Raw genomic sequence first — 16,690 nt, 5'->3', positions numbered from 1 at the left:
CGCCTACCGGGCGCTGCAACTCCCCGCCTGCGACCGGCTCACCGCCGCCATCATCAACCCCAGCAAGAGCGACGACGTCACCCTGTTGCATGCTTTGGCGTTGGCCGAAACAGCTTCCCCGCAAAGCCAAGCCGAAGTCGACAACAGGGTGGCAAGCGTCGTCGAGCGGCGACTGCTGGAACTGTACCGCCCCCACGCGGGCGACATCTACCAGCAGGTAGTCGACCAGTTCGACAGCGCAGCAACAGCATTCGCGGACGCGGCAGCAACCACCGACGTCGAAGCATCAGCAGCCAGCGTCGTCAACGCGCGCGACGAGCAACGCGCAGCATGGACCGCAGCCGAAGCGGGAGCAGCTAAACTCGATGCGCTGCTGAAACTCTTGGCCACCGCCGCCGCACTCGCCGGAATCAAAGACGCGTTCACCAATGCCGCACTCATCGGGCTGGCCGTGGACGCGACCGGCCTGCACCGGAGAAGGGTATGGGAGGCGTGGCTTGCCGAAGGCAGGTGTGGGCGCTGGTCGGCCCTGCACCGAGTCGGCGCTACCCTGCGCGCCGCAGACCTCGGCAGCTTCGCAGCGTATGACGAGCCGGTGCCGGTTGAGGTCCGCACCGAGCAGGTAGCTGGCGCACCGCTCGGCACCTACCGCACCACCCGGCACGATCCGTACGATCCCGGCTACAAGCCAGCGCCCAAAGCCGAACGTGTGATGATCGGTGGTCGGATGGCAGCCATCTAAGTGGGTGGGGGTGGGCCCCAGGTGGCGATAGCCGCGGCAACCCAAGCATTGCTGCCCCTCGACCTCCGGCAGAATAATGTCAGGTGGTCGAAACAGCTGTGAGACAACGGATTTGACTATCGCGTCGGGAGGTATTTGATATGGCTCAACGTATGACGCCGTTGGCCAAGGCGGCAAGTTCCGAAAGCCGCCTGAAACTGCTCCGTGAACTGCGGGGCCGCCTGGTCGATGCGGTTGACCGGGCCGAATGTGTTCGTGATGTCGAGCCACTGTGCCGCAGATTGGCGGCGGTCGCCGCCGAGATCGAAGAACTGGCGGAGCGTGAGAAATCTGGTGGCCCGTTGGATGTGGTGATGGCGCGTCGGGAGGCGCGGTTGCGTGGGGGCGGGGTGGTCCCTCCGGTGCGCGAGGAGGGGAGGGCGCACAGCTGAACCCCGGCGGGGCGGGTGTCAGCGATTAGGCCGGTTCCCAGCGCCAGCCGTCATTGTTTTGGCAGACGATTTTCTCGCCATCACCGGCCACGCCAGAAACTCCGTGGTCGCTGCTGCGACAGAATTGACCGGGTTCGTAACACCTGCCGCTATTGGTTAGCGGATAGCAATTTGATGGCGCGAGCGGCGGCGCAGGAGCCGGGGCGAACAGTGCGGCGGTGAGCGCAACAGCGGCGAGTACGTGTTCCACGCGGCCTAGTGTTGCAATTAATTAAGCGCGTTTTGTGAAAATGGGCCGTGCTCGGTAGGGGCCGAAGGTCAACGGTTAGACGGCGCGACCTTTCTGGCCCCGCTGGGGGCGGCCACGTTGGCGCGGTTCGGCGCGACGCCAGCCGGACGCCCCGCTGGGGCAGTGCCGTGTTCGTTTGGTTAATTAATGGGCTTGCGGGTAGTACACCCACGCACCCGACTGGTCGGGGCAATACACCGCGACCGCCGCATCAATCACGGCGACTATCTGTGCTGGTGCCAGCACGTAATTGTCTGCGGCCGCCCAGCCGGTGGCCTCTGCTTGCTTAGTGGAACCGTCACGCAGAGCCCGACATAGGTGATGGGCGTTGCGTATCTCGTTCTCACGGTTGTGTGTCGTCACACCAGCACGCCTCACCAGCTCTTCAAAAGCCTGATCCTGGAGAGTCGGATTAGGCACCGTTGGGAGCTGCGGCGGCGGTGCCAGCAAAGTCGTCGTGGACGGTGACACCGTCACAGTCATCGTCGACGTCGACGTCGACGTGGACGGCGTTGGCGGTGGCGGCGGCGCCGGTGGCGGCGCAGGCGTTGAACTCGGCGCGCTCGGCGTCGGCGTCTGATGGTCGAGTAGCGCCCACAAGCCGAATCCCGCCGCCGCCGCCAACGCCAACCCCGCAATCACGATGATCGCAGCGTCCCGCCACGCCACGGTCCACGACCGCCACGACCACTCGGGCGGCTCCTCGGAGTAAGCCTCGGGGAACTCGTACGGTGCCGCCACCGTCGGCGGCTTGTCGTCGTCAGGGATCGGCGGGGCGGCCTGTGTCGGCATCCCCTCCGCCGACGTCAAACACTCATCATCTTGAGGAGCCACAGCCACTGGTAGCTCGCCGCTGGCCGCCAGGCGCTCAAGTTGCTCATCGTCGGCGGGGACCGTTGCGGCAGTCGGGACGGTGACTGCCTTCGGCGAGTAATGGGCACGAAGGTGGATCACTTGAAGCGTCCCTCATGCGGTCTCAACCGTGGGGCCTCGGAATGCCCAGTTGATCGCGGAGGCTAGGCCCACCACCCACGCTTCGCGTAGGTGCGCGGGCCTGGTCATCACCCAGCGTGGGTGCGGCAAGAACAGTAGCGCAGGGCCGTCGGTAGTCGGGTGCGCCGGCGCGATGAACGGCCACCATTCCAGCGCCGGAGAGTTTGGGTATTCGGCGCGGATCGCGGTGCGGGCGTCTTCGCCCAACCCGACGATCAACCAAGGCCGAACCACCGCGAACTCACGTCGCAAATAGTCGGCGCAGTTGGCGATCCAGGCCGGTTCGGATGGCTGGTTGTCGGGTGGGTGGCAATGCACGACGTTGGTTGTGAAAATTTCGTCCTTGCGGCGGCCAGCGACGGTCAAGGCGGCGTCGATGAGCCGCCCGGAGCCGCCGGTAAAGGGGATGCCGGTCTCCATGCACGGCCCACACAAGCTTTGGCCGACCAGCATGATCGGCGAGGTTGGTGAGCCGTAGCCGGGCGCGGATTGGGTTTCGCCCGGAATGTTCATACCGGGGCACTTGTCGCAGTTGGCGATTTCGGTGTTGAGCACGCTCAGCGGATTGGTGGTGCCGGCCGCCGTGTGAGTCTTGGCGATCGTCAGCTTGGTCAGCATGGAGGAGACGTTTCGCCGCTGACAATGCGGTGGCCAGGGCCCTTCGTCTGCTTTTCCCGGTCTAAAGGTCCCCTTTTTGGCGAACCGCACCGCTAACGGGATCGCCGCGACGGGTCGGTCTTCGTGGCGCCGCTGGTCGCTTGCACGTTGGCGAGGGTCGGCGCGATGACCACGGGGCGGAAGCGCAGTGGAACCGCATGCTTTGTGTAGGCGGGTGGCGTTGGCCGCCACCTGGCCCCATGGGGCCGAACCATCTCGAAAATATGCCTCTGCCACCTCGTCCACCTGCGAAGACGACGACATTACAGGACGCCCGCCGGTAAATGTGACGCACATCACAGCTATAGTTGGTGTGATGCAACGCGCGTGGGACCGAGGGGATGCTGCATCATGACCGATATGCCCAACCCGCAGAATGCTGAAAAAGCAATGGAAGCACTTGCTGATGCCGCCGTACTCTATGAACGCTATCTGGAGCTGTCGGGCGTCACTTCTGTTGCCAGCATTACGCAAAGGCGTGAACATATAACACCACTACCAGCGCCGATGACCATAACAATCAGTTAGTCGCGGCAGCGCCCAGCAATGCCTTCGTGGAATGACCTTTTAAGCGAGTTCAACGCCAATCAGGATCCGAACGACCCCAGCATTGCCACCAAATGGCTGACCGACAAGATGAATAACACTTTGGCGGATGTTCGGCGATTGCGTGGCAACCGAAATGTAATTTTGTACGGCTCGGCCTTCCTGCAGAAGCCCGATATACCGAACAACAATATTACGATCACGAACGAAGACCTAAACGGGCTCATGAGCGTCATTCACAGGATGAACTGCAGTCTTGGCCTGTCGCTCATCCTCCATACCCCCGGCGGGCAGACTAACGCCACCGAGACTTTTGTGTCGTACCTGCGAACCAAATTTACCGATATCGAGGTCATTGTTCCTGCATTCGCCATGTCGGCAGGAACGATGATTAGTCTGTCGGCCGACCGGATCATTATGGGAAGACAAAGTCAGCTTGGCCCAATCGATCCGCAGATGCAGTTATCAAACGGAGGAAGCATCTCCGCCCGCGCTGTCACCGAGCAGTTTGATCGCGCACAAAAGGATGTTCTCGGCAACGTAGCCAATGCGCATGTGTGGGCACCCATTGTTCAGAGCCTTGGGCCGTCCCTCCTACAGGAGGCCCAGAACGCTTTGGACTATTCGGAGACGATGGTTGCACGGTGGTTGGCGAAAGCGATGTTCAAGTCAGCAACTGATCCGGCTGCGGAGGGCAATCGAGTTGCCCACCACTTCAACGACGCCACAACACACAAGAGTCATGGCAGACGGATTGATCGGGATGAAGCCCGGGGCCAAGGCGTCGTCGTTGATGACCTAGAGGATGAGCAGCCACTTCAAGAGGCGGTGCTCACGGTTTATCACTTGATGACGCTCATGTTCGGAAGGGGTGAGACCGTAAAGGTCTTCTGGTCCGACTCTGGCAGCATCTGGGCGAAGAATTGGGCTGGCGCCGCACCGTGAGTTAGTCGGCCGGCTGTCGGCGGCGGTCAACTGCCCTCGGGAGTGGCGCGCGTGGCCCGGTGGCAAGTCCGCAAAAAGTCCGCAAAGGCATTCATAACCAGCCATTCTGCCCAACGCTAACGGATGGTATCTCCGCACTTGAGAGTGGGTTTTCGAGCCCTGCCCTACCTCGTCAACCCTATGACGGTGTTCTACCGCAACGTCGAGGGCTGGCTGGCGGTCCGATAGTTGGGCTGAGTCCGCAGGATTCGCGAGCGCGGTCCGCATTACGGCGCTGGCGACTTTGCTGACAGTTCGTTCTGCAAAAGCGAGACGTCCCCAGCCCGCTCGAATAGCCTCAATCTAGGTTTGGGCGCACCACCCATTTGCCTGGAATCTCCGGCTTCCGCCCTGAACGGTCCCCGAAAGAAAGAGTTGTCAGATTCTCCGATTGGCGGGCTGGTCCTACCTACCTATCAGCCCGGCCCACCGGGGCTGCGACGAAACGAGGAGACATCATCATGATCACGCCGCATCACCTCGACCGCACCACTGGGCCCACGCTGAAAAAATCGGCCGCCATAACCGTTCTCGCCGGTGGGTTGGCGATGGCTGTCATAGGGCTGACCCCTGCCATGGCCAACGCAGACCCCGCACCGCTGGACCCCCCAAGCCCAACCATAACCGCAACCCTGCTCCCCACAGCGCCCCCACCGGGAAGGGCAGGATCAGACCTCTGTATCGCTGTCAACAATGCGCCGCGTGACCACCAGCCGAACAGCTTGAGCGGCTGCTAGGGCGCGCCGCACCACGCTACAGAGGCGGCGTTTCGACTCGGGGATTGGCGAGGCACCTCTGCCATCGCCACTGGTGATCAGGTTGAAGCCCTTGGGTTTTACTCCTTGTTCTACCGCAACGTCGAGGGCTGGCCGGCGGTCCGGCAGGTCGCGGGCTAGGCGCCGTCGCCCTGCTGCTTCGACGCCAGGTGCTTGACGATTAGGCAAAAGTTGACGACGGCGGCGCTCAGCTTGTGGATGGTGGCGTCCCGGGCCCGCCACGCACATCTGCCAGTCGCCGAACTCCTCAGGGGGTCTTTGGTTGTCCGCGTTGAGATGGATCTTCTGCTCGATCTGGTCGCACAGATCCGCCGGGGTCAAGTTGTCCCGGCGCATCGACGTCGAAGAACCATTTATCCGTCATGCCTAGTCGGTACCCCCTGCGCCGCGAATTCACCTGACCCGCGCGCCGGTCGACGTGACGAATGGAGCGCATCGTGTCACATTTCGCGGCTGCGGAACGTCGATATTCTCGAGAACTCCACGCATGAGGGGGACGCCATTGGCAGCGAATAGGCTTGCGTGCCGGCCGAATGTTGTCGTCCGGCTGCTGGACCTGACCCAGCTGGGACAGGCGCAGTGGTTGTTCGGCAACATCTACGAAGCGGTCGTCCATATCCCGGAGCGGCTTGCCGCCCAGCCGAGGCCGTCATCGGTGTTGGCACCGGGCAGCCCGGTGCGCTATTACGCTGCCGCCGCACCGATCACCGTGGCGGCCACGGCCGCAGCCGTGAGCAAGGGCTGGGAAATCGACGACGCCAGGGGCTGGTTGGCCGTTACGGCGGGATGCTCGGTCACCGGATTGGCCCTCACCGGCTATCTGATCCGGACGGTGAACCTCCCGGTGATGTTTGCCGACACGGCGCCGCCGCCAGACGTACGGGCCGCCCGACTCCGAACCTGGTACCGGCTCAATCTGGTTCGGATCGCCGCCGCGTGTGGCGCGTTGATCGCCGCGAACCGCGCGAGCCAGGTCATCGCGCGGCGGGGCGCACGGTAGCGCGCCAAACCCCGTCGACGGGCGGTCCGATAGTTTCGACCGGTGAACCTGCCCGCCCGGCGCGAATCGTTGCGACCCAGCCCCATCTTCCTGGCCCTGGTGGCCGTGACGGCGGCCGGCGGCGCGCTGGCCTGGCTGGCCGGCAGCACCGTGCGGCCACTGGCGTACGTCGGGGTGTTCACCTTCGTCATCGCCGGCTGGTTGGTGTCGCTGTGCCTGCACGAATTCGGGCACGCGGTGACCGCCTGGCGATTCGGCGACCACGACGCCGCCGTGCGCGGGTACCTGACGCTGGATCCCCGGCGTTACAGCCATCCCGCGCTGTCGCTGCTGCTGCCGATGGTGGTGATCGCGCTGGGCGGAATCGGCCTGCCGGGCGCCGCCGTGTACCTGCGGACCTGGTTCATGACGCCGAACCAGCGCACCCTGGTCAGCCTCGCGGGCCCCGCGGCCAACCTGGCGCTGGCGGTGCTGCTGCTCACCCTCACGCGGGTGTTCTACGACCCGTTCCACCAGGTGCTCTGGGCGGGCGTGGCCTTCCTGGGATTCCTGCAGCTGACCGCGGTGGTGCTGAACGTGCTGCCCATCCCGGGCCTGGACGGCTACGACGCGCTGGAGCCGCACCTAAGCCCCGAGACCCAGCGCGCGGTGGCGCCGGCCAAGCAATGGGGCTTCTTCATTCTGCTGTTTTTGCTCCTGGCGGGCGGTAACTGGTTCTTCGGGGCCGTGCTGTGGCTGTTCGACTTCTCGGGGGTGCCGACGTGGCTGGTGTCGGCGGGCAACGTGCTGACCCGCTTCTGGAGCCGCTGGTTCTGACCCTTGCCATATATGCGCGAATGTGCATATATTGCTCGCCATGGGCGCAGGCCACAGTCACAGTCCCGCCGAGACCGACGGGTCCCGGCTGATCCCTCGCATGATCGTCGCCGCCGCCATCCTGGCGGCGTTCTTCGTGATCGAGCTGACCACCTCGTTGCTCATCAACTCGATCGCGCTGCTGGCCGACGCGGGCCACATGCTGACCGACGTCGTCGCCGTCTTCATGGGCCTGGCCGCCGTGACGCTGGCCCGCCGCGGCAGCTCGTCGCCGTCGCGGACCTACGGCTGGCACCGCGCCGAGGTGTTCACGGCGGTCGCCAACGCGGGCCTGCTGATGGGGGTGGCCCTGTTCATTCTCTGGGAAGCGATCCAGCGGCTGAGGGAAACGCCGTCGGTCCCCGGCGTGCCGATGATCGTGGTCGCGCTCGCCGGCCTGCTGGCCAACCTCGTGGTCGCGCTGCTGCTGCGGTCGCACTCCGGGCAGAGCCTGGCGGTCAAGGGCGCCTACATGGAGGTGGTCGCCGACAGTGTGGGCAGCCTCGGGGTGCTGATCGCCGGCATCGTCACCGTCACGACCCGCTGGCCCTACGCCGACGTGGTGGTGGCGGTCCTGGTCGCGTTGTGGGTGCTGCCGCGGGCGATCTCGCTGGCCCGCGAAGCGTTGCGGATCCTGTCCGAATCGTCGCCGACCCACATCGACGTGGAGGAGCTGCGCTCGGCGCTGGGCGCCGTCGACGGCGTGACCGAGGTGCACGACCTACACGTGTGGACGCTGTCGCCGGGCAAGGACATGTGCACCGCGCACCTGCGCAGCACCGGCGACTCCGCCCGGGTGCTGCAGGACGCCCGGACCGTGCTCTCGGCGCGCGGGCTGGAGCACGCCACCGTGCAGATCGACGGGCCCGGCGAAGCGGAGTGTTCGGAGAGCTTCTAGAGGCCCAGCGCCGGCCGCGCCTCCGGGTCGCAATCGTCAAGCAGGTCCAGGCAGCGCAGGTGTTCCTCGGATTCGCCGATCGTGTCGGCGGCCCGGGCCAGCGCCGCCACACAGCGCAGGAACCCGCGGTTGGGCTCATGCGAATACGGCACCGGGCCGAAGCCCTTCCAGCCGTTCCGGCGCAGCTGGTCCAGGCCGCGGTGATAGCCGGTGCGGGCGTACGCGTACGCCGTGACGGCCTGCTCGTCGGCCAGCGCCTGTTCGGCCAGCGCCGCCCAGGCCACCGACGCCGACGGATGCGCGGCGGCGACGATCGCGGGCTTCTCGCCGGCGAGCAGTTCCGCCTCGGCGTCGGGATCGCCCGGCAACAGGGTCGGGTCGGGTCCGAGCAGGTCTCGTGGCGGCGTCATGGCTCCCATTCTGCAGCTGCCCCATTTCGCCGGGGCGGCGGACCTCGACCATCACCCCATCGAGGGGGACGGGTCGCTAAGCTCTCCAACTACCCCACCCGATAGCGGAGGACAGCCGTACTCATGCCCCAGCCACCCGAGCCCGACCGCGGCGGCACGCCGAACGCGCCTGGGCACGAATGGGCCGCGCAGTCAGGCGAAGACGCGACCGAGGGCGTCCCGCTCATCCCGAGCGACTCCGAGACGGAGACCGTCGTGATCCGGCCCGATTCGGGCGGCGGCCCGGGGGTTCCCGGGGACGACGCGGACGCCCAGCAGCGCGAACGCCGCTTCACCGCGCCCGGTTTCGACGCCAAAGAGACCACGGTGATCGCCACCACCCCGGAGCCCGCCACCGAGGCCTTCTCGACACCTCCGGAGGGCCAGACCGCGCAGCTTGGGGTGCCCCCCAAATCCGCTGTGCCACAGTCGATTCCGCCTCGACTCGGCGGAAAGCTGCGCACCTCCCGGCAGATCAACTGGGGCTGGGTGCTGGCGCTGGTGGTGATCGTGCTGGCGCTGGCCGCGATCGCGATCCTGGGCACGGTGCTGCTCACCCGCGGCAAGCACACGAAGGTGTCGCAGGAGGACATGGTCCGCACAACCATCCAGAGCTTCGACACCGCGATCCAAAAGGGCGACCTGACCACGCTGCGCACCATCACCTGCGGCACCACCCGCGACGGGTACGTGGACTACGACGAGCACTCGTGGGATGAGACGTACCGCCGGGTCTCGGCGGCCAGGCAGTATCCGGTGATCGCGAGCATCGACCAGGTGGTGGTCAACGGCCAGCACGCCGAGGCCAACGTCACCACGTTCATGGCCTACGACCCGCAGGTCCGTTCCACCCGCAGCCTGGACCTGCAGTATCGCGATGACCAGTGGAAGATCTGCCAGTCCCCGAGCGGCTAGGTTGAGCCTTCGGCGTCGAGTGTGCGGCCAGCCGCACGTTCGAGCGGCTAGCCGACGGACTTCCCGGCGCAGTGCAGGTCCTCGCAGGCCTCCACCACGCGCTCGCTCATCGACGCCTCGCCCTTCTTGAGGTAACTGCGCGGGTCGTAGACCTTTTTGTTGCCCACCTCGCCGTCGACCTTGAGCACGCCGTCGTAGTTGCTGAACATGTGGCCGGCGATCGGGCGGGTGAACGCGTACTGGGTGTCGGTGTCGACGTTCATCTTCACCACGCCGTAGCGCAACGCCTCCTCGATCTCCGACTTCAGCGAGCCCGACCCGCCGTGGAAGACGAAGTCGAACGGCTTGGCGCCGTCGGGCAGGCCCAGCTTGGCCGCGGCGACCTGCTGGCCCTGGGCCAGGATGTCGGGCCGCAGCTTGACGTTGCCCGGCTTGTAGACGCCGTGCACATTGCCGAACGTCGCGGCCAGCAGGTACTTGCCGTGCTCGCCGTGCCCGAGCGCCTCGATGGTCTTCTCGAAGTCCTCCGGCGTGGTGTACAGCTTGTCGTTGATCTCGTGGGCGACGCCGTCCTCCTCGCCGCCGACGACGCCGATCTCGATCTCGAGAATGATCTTGGCGGCCGCGGCCTCCTTGAGCAGTTCCTGCGCGATGGTCAGGTTCTCGTCGATCGGCACGGCCGAGCCGTCCCACATGTGCGACCCGAACAACGGGTCCTGCCCCGCGGCCACCCGCTCAGCGGAGATCCGCAGCAGCGGCCGCACGTAGCTGTCCAGCTTGTCCTTGGGGCAGTGGTCGGTGTGCAACGCGACATTGATCGGGTATCTGGCCGCGATCACGCGGGTGAACTCGGCCAGCGCCACCGCGCCGGTCACCATGTCCTTCACCCCCAGGCCGGAGGCGAACTCCGCACCGCCGGTGGAGAACTGGATGATGCCGTCGCTGCCGGCGTCGGCGAAGCCCTTGATCGCCGCGTTGACCGTCTCCGAGGAGGTGCAGTTGATGGCCGGGAAGGCGTACGAGTTTTCCTTGGCGCGGCCCAGCATCTCGGCGTATACCTCGGGCGTGGCGATGGGCATGGGCTCCTCCTGGCGACTAGGCCCATCCAGTATCGCAACACCGGTATGTTGAAGCATCGTGAGCACCACCGTGACGGCCCTGCCCCACATCTTCGACCCGATGTACTGGTTGGGCGCCGACGGCGTCTTCGGCTCCGCGGTGCTGCCGGGGATCCTGGTCATCGTCTTCATCGAGACCGGCCTGCTGTTCCCGCTGCTGCCCGGCGAATCGCTGTTGTTCACCGGCGGCCTGCTCGCCGCGCACCCGAATCCGCCGGCGAGCATCTGGGTGCTGGCCCCCGCCGTCGCGCTGGTGGCGATACTGGGCGATCAGACCGGTTACTTCATCGGGCGGCGGATCGGCCCGGCCCTGTTCAAGAAGGAAGACTCCCGGTTTTTCAAGAAGCACTACGTGACCGAGTCGCACGCGTTCTTCGAGAAATACGGGCCCTGGGCGATCATCCTGGCCCGGTTCGCGCCGTTCGTGCGGACGTTCGTCCCGCCGGTCGCGGGGGTGTCCTACATGCGCTACCCCGTGTTTCTGGGCTTCGACATCGTCGGCGGCATCCTGTGGGGCGGCGGCGTGACGCTGGCGGGCTACTTCCTGGGCAACGTGCCGTTCGTGCACCACAACCTGCAGAAGATCCTGCTGGTGATCCTCGTCGTGTCGCTGATGCCGGCGTTCATCGCGGCCGTGCGGAGCTACCGGGCGCGCCGACGGGGGCCGGCCGCCCCGGAGCCGGAGTCAGGACACCCGACTTCTGCGGTACGCAACGAAAGCGTCTAGCAGTTCCGGCCGGTCGATCGAGCTCTGCTGCACCGCCTCGCCCGGCGCGGCGCCCAGCAAGATCCGCTTGATCGGGATCTCCAGCCGCTTGCCGGTCAGCGTGCGCGGGATCCCGGGAACCGCCAGGATGTCGTCGGGCACGTGGCGCGGGGAGGCGTGCTGACGGATGGCCGCGACGATCCTGGACCGCAACCCCTCGTCGAGTTCGGCGCCGTCGGCCAGGGCCACGAACAGCGGCATCCAGTAGCCGCCGTCGTCCTGCTCGACGCCGACCACCAGGCAGTCGCCCACCTCGGGCATGCCCTCCACCGCGGTGTAGATCTCGGCGCTGCCCATCCGCACGCCCATCCGGTTCAGGGTTGCGTCCGAACGGCCGTGCACCACAACGGATCCCCGGTCGGTGATGGTGATCCAGTCGCCGTGACACCACACGCCCGGATACTTCTCGAAATAGGCTGCGCGGTAGCGGCTGCCATCGTCGTCGTTCCAGAAGAAGACCGGCATCGAGGGCATCGGCTCGGTGATCACCAGCTCGCCCTCCTCGCCGATCACCGGATGGTTTGCGCCGGACCAGGCTTCGATGGCCGCGCCCAGGCAGATGCACGACAGCTCGCCGGCGACCACGGGCAGGATCGCGCAGCCGCCGATGAAGGCGGTGCAGACGTCGGTGCCGCCGCTCATCGAGATCACCGGCACCGACCGGCCGAGTCCCTCGTGCACCCAACGGAATCCGGACGCGGGCAGGGGCGAGCCGGTGGAGCCCACGGCGCGCAGCCCGTCCAGCGGGTACGTCGCCCCCGGCTTGAGCCCCTTCTTGGCGCAGGCCAGCAGGTAGCCCGCGCCGGCGCCGAGCACGTTGACACCGCTCTCGGCGGCGACCCGCCACAGCCCGTCGGTGCCCAAATGCGTTGGGCTGCCGTCGTAGAGCACGATCGTGGTGTCGACCAGCAGCCCCGACAGCAGCAGGTTCCACATCATCCAGCTGGTCGACGAGTACCACAGGAAGCGCTCGCCGGCGTGCAGGTCCAGTTGCAGGCTCAGGTATTTCAGGTGCTCGATCACCGTGCCGCCGTGACCGTGCACGATGCCCTTGGGCTTACCGGTGGTGCCGGACGAGAACATCACCCACAGCGGATGCGCGAACGGCACGGCCGCGATCTCCAGCTCGGCGTCGGATGCCACCGCCATCGCCCACGCGACGGTGTCGCCGTCGCTCGCCAGCCCGAGCCGCGGCACCACCACGGTGGCGCGCAGGCTGGGCATCGCCCGCCGGATCGTGTCCAGCTCCGCGCGCCGGTCGATGCGCTTGCCGTCGTACACCGACCCGTCGGTGGCCACCAGCACGACCGGCTCCACCTGGCCCAGCCGGGCGATCACGCCGTCGACGGCCACGTCCTGGTTGCACACCGCCCAGATGGCGCCGACGCTGGCGGCGGCCAGGGCGGCCACCGCCGCCTCGCCGACGTTGGGCAGGTAGCCGACGACGGCGTCCCCGGGCCGCACGCCGAGGCCACGCAGGTACGCCGCGAACGCGCCGGTCTCGCGGCGCAGCCGCGCCCACGACCACTCGCACGCGCCGTCCTCGCCCACGACGATCATCGCCGGGCGCTCGTCGGTGGCGTGCCGGAAGATCTCGGTGGCGTAGTTGAGCGTGGCGCCGGGGAACCACTCGGCGCCCGGCATGGAACGGTTGCCCAGCACCGCGCGCGGCGGGCTGCTCGCCTGGATGCCGAAGTAGTGCCACACGGCATCCCAGAACCACTCGATGTCGTCCACGGACTTGCGCAGCAGCGCGGGGTAGTCGCCGAAGCGGCCGCGGCCCGTCTCCGCGAGCCACGCCATGAAGTGGGTGAGGTTTGCTTGGGCCAGCGTCGCCTCGTCGGGAATCCAGCTGCCGGGCTCGGTCATGTCGCGCTCCCTGCCGTCACGGCGGTGACGTTACAGGCGGCCTCCATCAGCATCCAGCCCGACAGCTGCACCGACAGATCCCGCTCGGCGACCTCGGAACTGTTCACCGCACCCTCGACGAACTGCGCCTCCCCGCCCTCCGCGCCGGGCAGCTGGGCGTCGCGGTCCCAGAACGGGCCGAACAGCGGCAGCCCGTCGACCGTTTGCCGGTAGTCCCAGGCCGACTTCGCGCTGGCCAGCACGATCCGCCGGGCGGTGTCGCGGGCCGCGGCGTCGTCCGCCGAGTCCCCCGGCAGCGTGGTGGCGACCAGCGCCAGGTATCGGGCGGTGATGCCGGAGAACAGTCCCCCGTCCCCGCCGCCGGCCCCGGTCAGCACGCCCGTCGGGGCCATGTGGTCGGCGACGGCCGCGACCAGCCGATGCACCCGCGGGGCGTGCCGGTCGTCATGGGTGCGCGCCGCGAGTTCCGTTTCCAGGCCGAGCACCACGCCCTGGCAATAGGTGTACTGGGCGCGGACCAGGGAGCCGGCCTTGATGCCGTCGAACACCAGGTGCGTCTCCGGGTCGATCAGGGTCTCGTTGATCCAGTCGGCCATCTGCTGGGCGCGCCGCATCTTCTCGCCGTAGCGGGCCAGGAAGATTCCCGCCGGGCCGTTGGCGGGGGCGTTGAAGAACTGGTCCTGCTTGCGCCACGGGATGCCGCCGCCGTCCTCGGGCACCCACGCGTTCAGGAACTGGTCGGCGAGCTTGGGCAGCGCGCGGTGGCGCTCGACCCCGGCTATCCGGGCGGCGCGTTCCAAAGCCAGCGCCAGCCAGGCCATGTCGTCGTAGTAGCTGTTGGTCCAGCGAAAGTTGTTGCGCAGCCGGTGGGAACGGACCTGCCGGTTGATCCTGGTGTGCCGCTCGGGCCGCGGGTCGCGCAGCTGCGCGTCGACCAGACAATCCAGCAGGTGCGCCTGCCACCAGTAGTGCCAGGTGCCGAATATCCGGTCACGGCGCGTCGACGGCCAGGCCACCACGCCCAGCTGCGTTGCGGGCAGGCCCCAGAGGCGCTTGAGGTGCCGTTGCGTGACGGCGGCCTCGGAGCTGGCCGCGCGGTTGACCCACAGCTGATCCATACTCCCCGATCCTGCCTCATACTGATATATGCGCTACCGGCAAACCATTTCGGGGACCACGCACACCTTCGACGGGCTGGTCGACGTGATGGCCAAGGCGACGCCGCTGCGCTCCGGCGACCAGCTGGCGGGGTGCGCCGCCGGCTCCGACGCCGAACGGGCCGCGGCCGCGTGGGTGCTGGCCGACATTCCGCTGGCGACGTTCCTCACCGACGTGCTGGTGCCGTACGAGACCGACGAGGTCACCCGCCTCATCATCGACGGCCACGACCGCGACGCATTCGGCCCGATCGCCGGCTTGACCGTGGGCGGCTTCCGCGACTGGCTGCTGGACGCCGCGTCCCGCGGCGACGGCGCGGCGCGCATCGCCGCCGTCTCCCCGGGGCTGACGCCGGAAATGGTTGCCGCGGTGTCGAAGATCATGCGCAATCAGGATTTGATCCTGGTGGCCGCCGCGGCGACGGCGACCGCGGCATTCCGCACCACCATCGGGCTGCCGGGCACGCTGGCCACCCGGCTGCAACCGAACCATCCCACCGACGACCCGCGCGGGATCGCCGCGGCGCTGCTCGACGGGCTGCTGATGGGCTGCGGCGACGCGGTGATCGGCGTCAACCCGGCGACCGACTCGCCGCGCGCGGCGTCCGACCTGCTGCACCTGCTCGACGACATCCGGCAGCGGTTCGCGATCCCGGTGCAGTCGTGCGTGCTGTGCCACGTCACGACCACGATTGAGCTGATCGAGCGGGGCGCGCCCGTCGACCTGGTGTTCCAGTCGATCGCCGGCACCGAGGGCGCCAACGCCTCGTTCGGCACCTCGATTCCGATGCTGCTGGAGGCCAACGAGGCCGCCCGGTCGCTGAACCGCGGGACCGTCGGCGACAACGTCATGTACCTGGAGACCGGGCAGGGCGCGGCGCTGTCGGCGGGGGCCCACCTCGGCGTGGGGAACAAACCGGTCGATCAGCAGACGCTCGAGGCGCGGGCCTACGCGGTGGCCCGGGCGCTGCAGCCGCTGCTGATCGACACCGTGGTCGGCTTCATCGGGCCGGAGTACCTCTACGACGGCAAGCAGATCATCCGCGCCGGCCTGGAAGACAACTTCTGCGGGAAACTGCTCGGCCTGCCGATGGGCGTCGACGTCTGCTACACCAACCACGCCGAGGCCGATCAGGACGACATGGACACGCTGCTCACCCTGCTCGGCGTGGCGGGCACCGCGTTCGTCATCACCGTTCCCGGCGCCGACGACATCATGCTGGGTTACCAGAGCCTGTCCTTTCACGACGCGCTGTACGTGCGAAAAGCGTTGGGGCTGCGGCCCGCTCCCGAATTCGAGGCGTGGCTGGCCGGCCTCGGCATGGCCGACGCCGACGGCCGGATCCTGCCCGTCGACCCCGCGACGTCGCCGCTGCGCGCGCTGGCAGCCGGCTGATGACCGACCCGGAACCCCCGGACGTCTGGGCCCCGCTGCGGGCGACCACGCAGGCGCGGATCGGCCTCGGGCGGGCGGGAGATTCGCTGCCGACCCGGCGCGTCCTGGAGTTTCGGGCAGCGCACGCCGCGGCACGCGACGCCGTGCACGACCCGCTCGACGTCGACGGCCTCGTCCAGCGGCTCCGCGGCGTCGGCATCGGCGAGCCGCTACAGGTGCACAGCCGGGCCACCTCCCGCGGCGAATACCTGCGCCGGCCCGACCTCGGCCGCAGCCCGGCGGACCTGTCGGATCTGCCGAACACCAAGGCGGACATTGGATTTGTGCTCGCCGACGGCCTCTCGCCCCGGGCGCTGACCGACCACGCCGCGGGCATGGTCGAGGCGCTGGTGCGCGCGTTCGACGGCCGGTACACGATCGCCCCGCCGGTGGTCGCCACCCAGGCCCGCGTCGCGCTCGGTGACCACATCGGCGCAGCCCTCGGTGTCACAACGGTTCTCGTGCTGATCGGAGAACGGCCGGGGCTGTCGGTCGCCGACAGCCTGGGCATCTATCTGACGCACCGGCCGGCGCCGGGGCGCACCGACGCCGACCGCAACTGCGTGTCCAACATCCATCCGCCCGACGGCCTGGACTACCCGGCGGCCGCGGCGGTCACCGCCGCGCTGGTGCTGGGTTGGATGCTCGGCCGGAGGCGCTAGAACTGCCGATCGCCGCTCGCGTCGTGTCTTTGAGGGCGACCCCCGAGCGGCCGAGTTCGCGGGCGCCTGCGACCAGCGCGGCGGTGACCGCCGCGGCCGCCGGGTAGTCCAGGCCGTCGGGCGGATGGATGTTGGACACGCAGTTGCG

Annotated in this window: 20 protein-coding genes; 11 read left to right on the top strand and 9 right to left on the bottom strand. The window is 67.6% G+C overall.

Translation table 11 applies throughout. The features are described 5' to 3' along the window. Both A9X05_RS31555 and A9X05_RS30900 read left to right on the top strand, forming a co-directional pair. On the top strand, positions 1 to 742 hold a 742-nt coding region (locus A9X05_RS31555), incomplete at its 5' end, for a hypothetical protein (RefSeq protein ID WP_197498953.1). Between the two features lie 152 nt (positions 743 to 894). Then, complete coding sequence (locus tag A9X05_RS30900; protein ID WP_156736524.1) at positions 895 to 1,173, top strand: hypothetical protein; 279 nt, start codon at positions 895 to 897, stop codon at positions 1,171 to 1,173. Between the two features lie 433 nt (positions 1,174 to 1,606). Here A9X05_RS30900 and A9X05_RS32655 read toward each other — a convergent pair whose 3' ends face one another. From A9X05_RS32655 to A9X05_RS06610, 3 genes are all read right to left on the bottom strand, one after another. Beyond that, positions 1,607 to 1,945 carry a DUF732 domain-containing protein gene (locus tag A9X05_RS32655; protein ID WP_368664919.1) on the bottom strand — a complete coding sequence of 113 codons (339 nt, stop codon included), beginning with the start codon at positions 1,943 to 1,945 and terminating at the stop codon, positions 1,607 to 1,609. Next, the gene (locus tag A9X05_RS31975; protein WP_067780098.1) at positions 1,875 to 2,060 is read right to left on the bottom strand and encodes a hypothetical protein; all 186 of its coding nucleotides are present in this window, start codon (positions 2,058 to 2,060) and stop codon (positions 1,875 to 1,877) included. Before A9X05_RS31975 ends, A9X05_RS32655 begins: the two co-directional genes overlap by 71 nt. 368 nt (positions 2,061 to 2,428) lie before the next feature. Continuing rightward, positions 2,429 to 3,073 (bottom strand): uracil-DNA glycosylase family protein, encoded by a 645-nt coding sequence (locus tag A9X05_RS06610; protein ID WP_231978272.1) that lies wholly within the window; start codon positions 3,071 to 3,073, stop codon positions 2,429 to 2,431. 390 nt (positions 3,074 to 3,463) lie between these two features. Here A9X05_RS06610 and A9X05_RS30895 point away from each other — a divergent pair, with 390 nt between their 5' ends. Continuing rightward, complete coding sequence (locus A9X05_RS30895; RefSeq protein ID WP_156736520.1) at positions 3,464 to 3,640, top strand: hypothetical protein; 177 nt, start codon at positions 3,464 to 3,466, stop codon at positions 3,638 to 3,640. Positions 3,641 to 3,658: 18 nt separating this feature from the next. Next, positions 3,659 to 4,603 carry a hypothetical protein gene (locus tag A9X05_RS06605; RefSeq protein WP_082970905.1) on the top strand — a complete coding sequence of 315 codons (945 nt, stop codon included), beginning with the start codon at positions 3,659 to 3,661 and terminating at the stop codon, positions 4,601 to 4,603. A 707-nt stretch (positions 4,604 to 5,310) separates the two neighbouring features. On the opposite strand, the gene A9X05_RS31970 is transcribed toward A9X05_RS06605, so the two are convergent. Further along, complete coding sequence (locus A9X05_RS31970) at positions 5,311 to 5,754, bottom strand: hypothetical protein (RefSeq protein WP_231968956.1); 444 nt, start codon at positions 5,752 to 5,754, stop codon at positions 5,311 to 5,313. A gap of 247 nt (positions 5,755 to 6,001) precedes the next feature. Between A9X05_RS31970 and A9X05_RS06600 the strand changes: the two genes are divergently transcribed. Genes A9X05_RS06600 through A9X05_RS06590 form a run of 3 tightly spaced genes read left to right on the top strand, consistent with a single transcriptional unit; the run spans position 6,002 to position 8,171 of the window. Then, positions 6,002 to 6,418, top strand: coding sequence for a DUF1772 domain-containing protein (locus A9X05_RS06600; protein WP_197498952.1), 417 nt, complete (start codon positions 6,002 to 6,004; stop codon positions 6,416 to 6,418). Between the two features lie 42 nt (positions 6,419 to 6,460). Next, complete coding sequence (locus A9X05_RS06595) at positions 6,461 to 7,234, top strand: site-2 protease family protein (protein ID WP_067780092.1); 774 nt, start codon at positions 6,461 to 6,463, stop codon at positions 7,232 to 7,234. A 40-nt stretch (positions 7,235 to 7,274) separates the two neighbouring features. Further along, the gene (locus A9X05_RS06590) at positions 7,275 to 8,171 is read left to right on the top strand and encodes a cation diffusion facilitator family transporter (protein ID WP_067759389.1); all 897 of its coding nucleotides are present in this window, start codon (positions 7,275 to 7,277) and stop codon (positions 8,169 to 8,171) included. Here the strand turns inward: A9X05_RS06590 and A9X05_RS06585 are convergent. After that, positions 8,168 to 8,581: a DUF3151 domain-containing protein gene (locus A9X05_RS06585; protein ID WP_067759425.1), complete on the bottom strand. Its 414-nt coding sequence runs from the start codon at positions 8,579 to 8,581 to the stop codon at positions 8,168 to 8,170. The genes A9X05_RS06590 and A9X05_RS06585 overlap by 4 nt on opposite strands. 123 nt (positions 8,582 to 8,704) lie before the next feature. On the opposite strand from A9X05_RS06585, the gene A9X05_RS06580 reads away from it, so the two are divergent. Then, a complete protein-coding gene (locus tag A9X05_RS06580; RefSeq protein WP_067759386.1) occupies positions 8,705 to 9,535 on the top strand; it encodes a hypothetical protein in 831 nt (276 codons plus the stop codon). A gap of 47 nt (positions 9,536 to 9,582) precedes the next feature. Here A9X05_RS06580 and fbaA read toward each other — a convergent pair whose 3' ends face one another. Beyond that, a complete protein-coding gene (gene fbaA / locus A9X05_RS06575) occupies positions 9,583 to 10,614 on the bottom strand; it encodes a class II fructose-bisphosphate aldolase (RefSeq protein WP_067780090.1) in 1,032 nt (343 codons plus the stop codon). 58 nt (positions 10,615 to 10,672) lie between these two features. Between fbaA and A9X05_RS06570 the strand changes: the two genes are divergently transcribed. Next, on the top strand, positions 10,673 to 11,380 hold the full coding sequence (locus tag A9X05_RS06570; RefSeq protein ID WP_067780088.1) for a DedA family protein: 708 nt from the start codon (positions 10,673 to 10,675) through the stop codon (positions 11,378 to 11,380). Here the strand turns inward: A9X05_RS06570 and A9X05_RS06565 are convergent. Together A9X05_RS06565 and A9X05_RS06560 are read right to left on the bottom strand one after the other, a co-directional pair. Beyond that, the gene (locus A9X05_RS06565; protein WP_067780085.1) at positions 11,339 to 13,288 is read right to left on the bottom strand and encodes an acetoacetate--CoA ligase; all 1,950 of its coding nucleotides are present in this window, start codon (positions 13,286 to 13,288) and stop codon (positions 11,339 to 11,341) included. The two genes, A9X05_RS06570 and A9X05_RS06565, sit on opposite strands and share 42 nt — an antisense overlap. Then, entirely contained in the window at positions 13,285 to 14,406 is a 1,122-nt protein-coding gene (locus tag A9X05_RS06560; RefSeq protein ID WP_067780083.1) for a glycoside hydrolase family 76 protein, read from the bottom strand. The genes A9X05_RS06565 and A9X05_RS06560 overlap by 4 nt, the downstream gene beginning before the upstream one ends. A gap of 28 nt (positions 14,407 to 14,434) precedes the next feature. Between A9X05_RS06560 and A9X05_RS06555 the strand changes: the two genes are divergently transcribed. Both A9X05_RS06555 and eutC read left to right on the top strand, forming a co-directional pair. Beyond that, complete coding sequence (locus A9X05_RS06555) at positions 14,435 to 15,841, top strand: ethanolamine ammonia-lyase subunit EutB (protein WP_067780080.1); 1,407 nt, start codon at positions 14,435 to 14,437, stop codon at positions 15,839 to 15,841. Next, positions 15,841 to 16,542: an ethanolamine ammonia-lyase subunit EutC gene (eutC, locus tag A9X05_RS06550; RefSeq protein WP_067780077.1), complete on the top strand. Its 702-nt coding sequence runs from the start codon at positions 15,841 to 15,843 to the stop codon at positions 16,540 to 16,542. The genes A9X05_RS06555 and eutC overlap by 1 nt, the downstream gene beginning before the upstream one ends. Here eutC and A9X05_RS29465 read toward each other — a convergent pair. Continuing rightward, on the bottom strand, positions 16,496 to 16,690 hold a 195-nt coding region (locus A9X05_RS29465), incomplete at its 5' end, for an ethanolamine ammonia-lyase light chain EutC (protein ID WP_197498951.1). The genes eutC and A9X05_RS29465 overlap by 47 nt on opposite strands.

Source organism: Mycobacterium sp. E3298 (genome assembly GCF_001666895.1).
Taxonomy (GTDB): Bacteria; Actinomycetota; Actinomycetes; order Mycobacteriales; family Mycobacteriaceae; genus Mycobacterium.
This window is presented reverse-complemented; position numbering and strand designations above follow the sequence as displayed.

Bases quoted from the DNA above. Each gene is read 5' to 3' on its own strand.
- A9X05_RS30900 (WP_156736524.1), top strand. From the start codon at position 895: ATGACGCCGTTGGCCAAGGCGGCAAGTTCCGAAAGCCGCCTGAAACTG.
- A9X05_RS32655 (WP_368664919.1), bottom strand. From the start codon at position 1,945: ATGACTGTGACGGTGTCACCGTCCACGACGACTTTGCTGGCACCGCCG.
- A9X05_RS06610 (WP_231978272.1), bottom strand. From the start codon at position 3,073: ATGCTGACCAAGCTGACGATCGCCAAGACTCACACGGCGGCCGGCACC.
- A9X05_RS30895 (WP_156736520.1), top strand. From the start codon at position 3,464: ATGACCGATATGCCCAACCCGCAGAATGCTGAAAAAGCAATGGAAGCA.
- A9X05_RS06605 (WP_082970905.1), top strand. From the start codon at position 3,659: ATGCCTTCGTGGAATGACCTTTTAAGCGAGTTCAACGCCAATCAGGAT.
- A9X05_RS31970 (WP_231968956.1), bottom strand. From the start codon at position 5,754: ATGCGCCGGGACAACTTGACCCCGGCGGATCTGTGCGACCAGATCGAG.
- A9X05_RS06590 (WP_067759389.1), top strand. From the start codon at position 7,275: ATGGGCGCAGGCCACAGTCACAGTCCCGCCGAGACCGACGGGTCCCGG.
- A9X05_RS06585 (WP_067759425.1), bottom strand. From the start codon at position 8,581: ATGACGCCGCCACGAGACCTGCTCGGACCCGACCCGACCCTGTTGCCG.
- A9X05_RS06580 (WP_067759386.1), top strand. From the start codon at position 8,705: ATGCCCCAGCCACCCGAGCCCGACCGCGGCGGCACGCCGAACGCGCCT.
- fbaA (WP_067780090.1), bottom strand. From the start codon at position 10,614: ATGCCCATCGCCACGCCCGAGGTATACGCCGAGATGCTGGGCCGCGCC.
- A9X05_RS06565 (WP_067780085.1), bottom strand. From the start codon at position 13,288: ATGACCGAGCCCGGCAGCTGGATTCCCGACGAGGCGACGCTGGCCCAA.
- A9X05_RS06560 (WP_067780083.1), bottom strand. From the start codon at position 14,406: ATGGATCAGCTGTGGGTCAACCGCGCGGCCAGCTCCGAGGCCGCCGTC.
- A9X05_RS06555 (WP_067780080.1), top strand. From the start codon at position 14,435: ATGCGCTACCGGCAAACCATTTCGGGGACCACGCACACCTTCGACGGG.
- eutC (WP_067780077.1), top strand. From the start codon at position 15,841: ATGACCGACCCGGAACCCCCGGACGTCTGGGCCCCGCTGCGGGCGACC.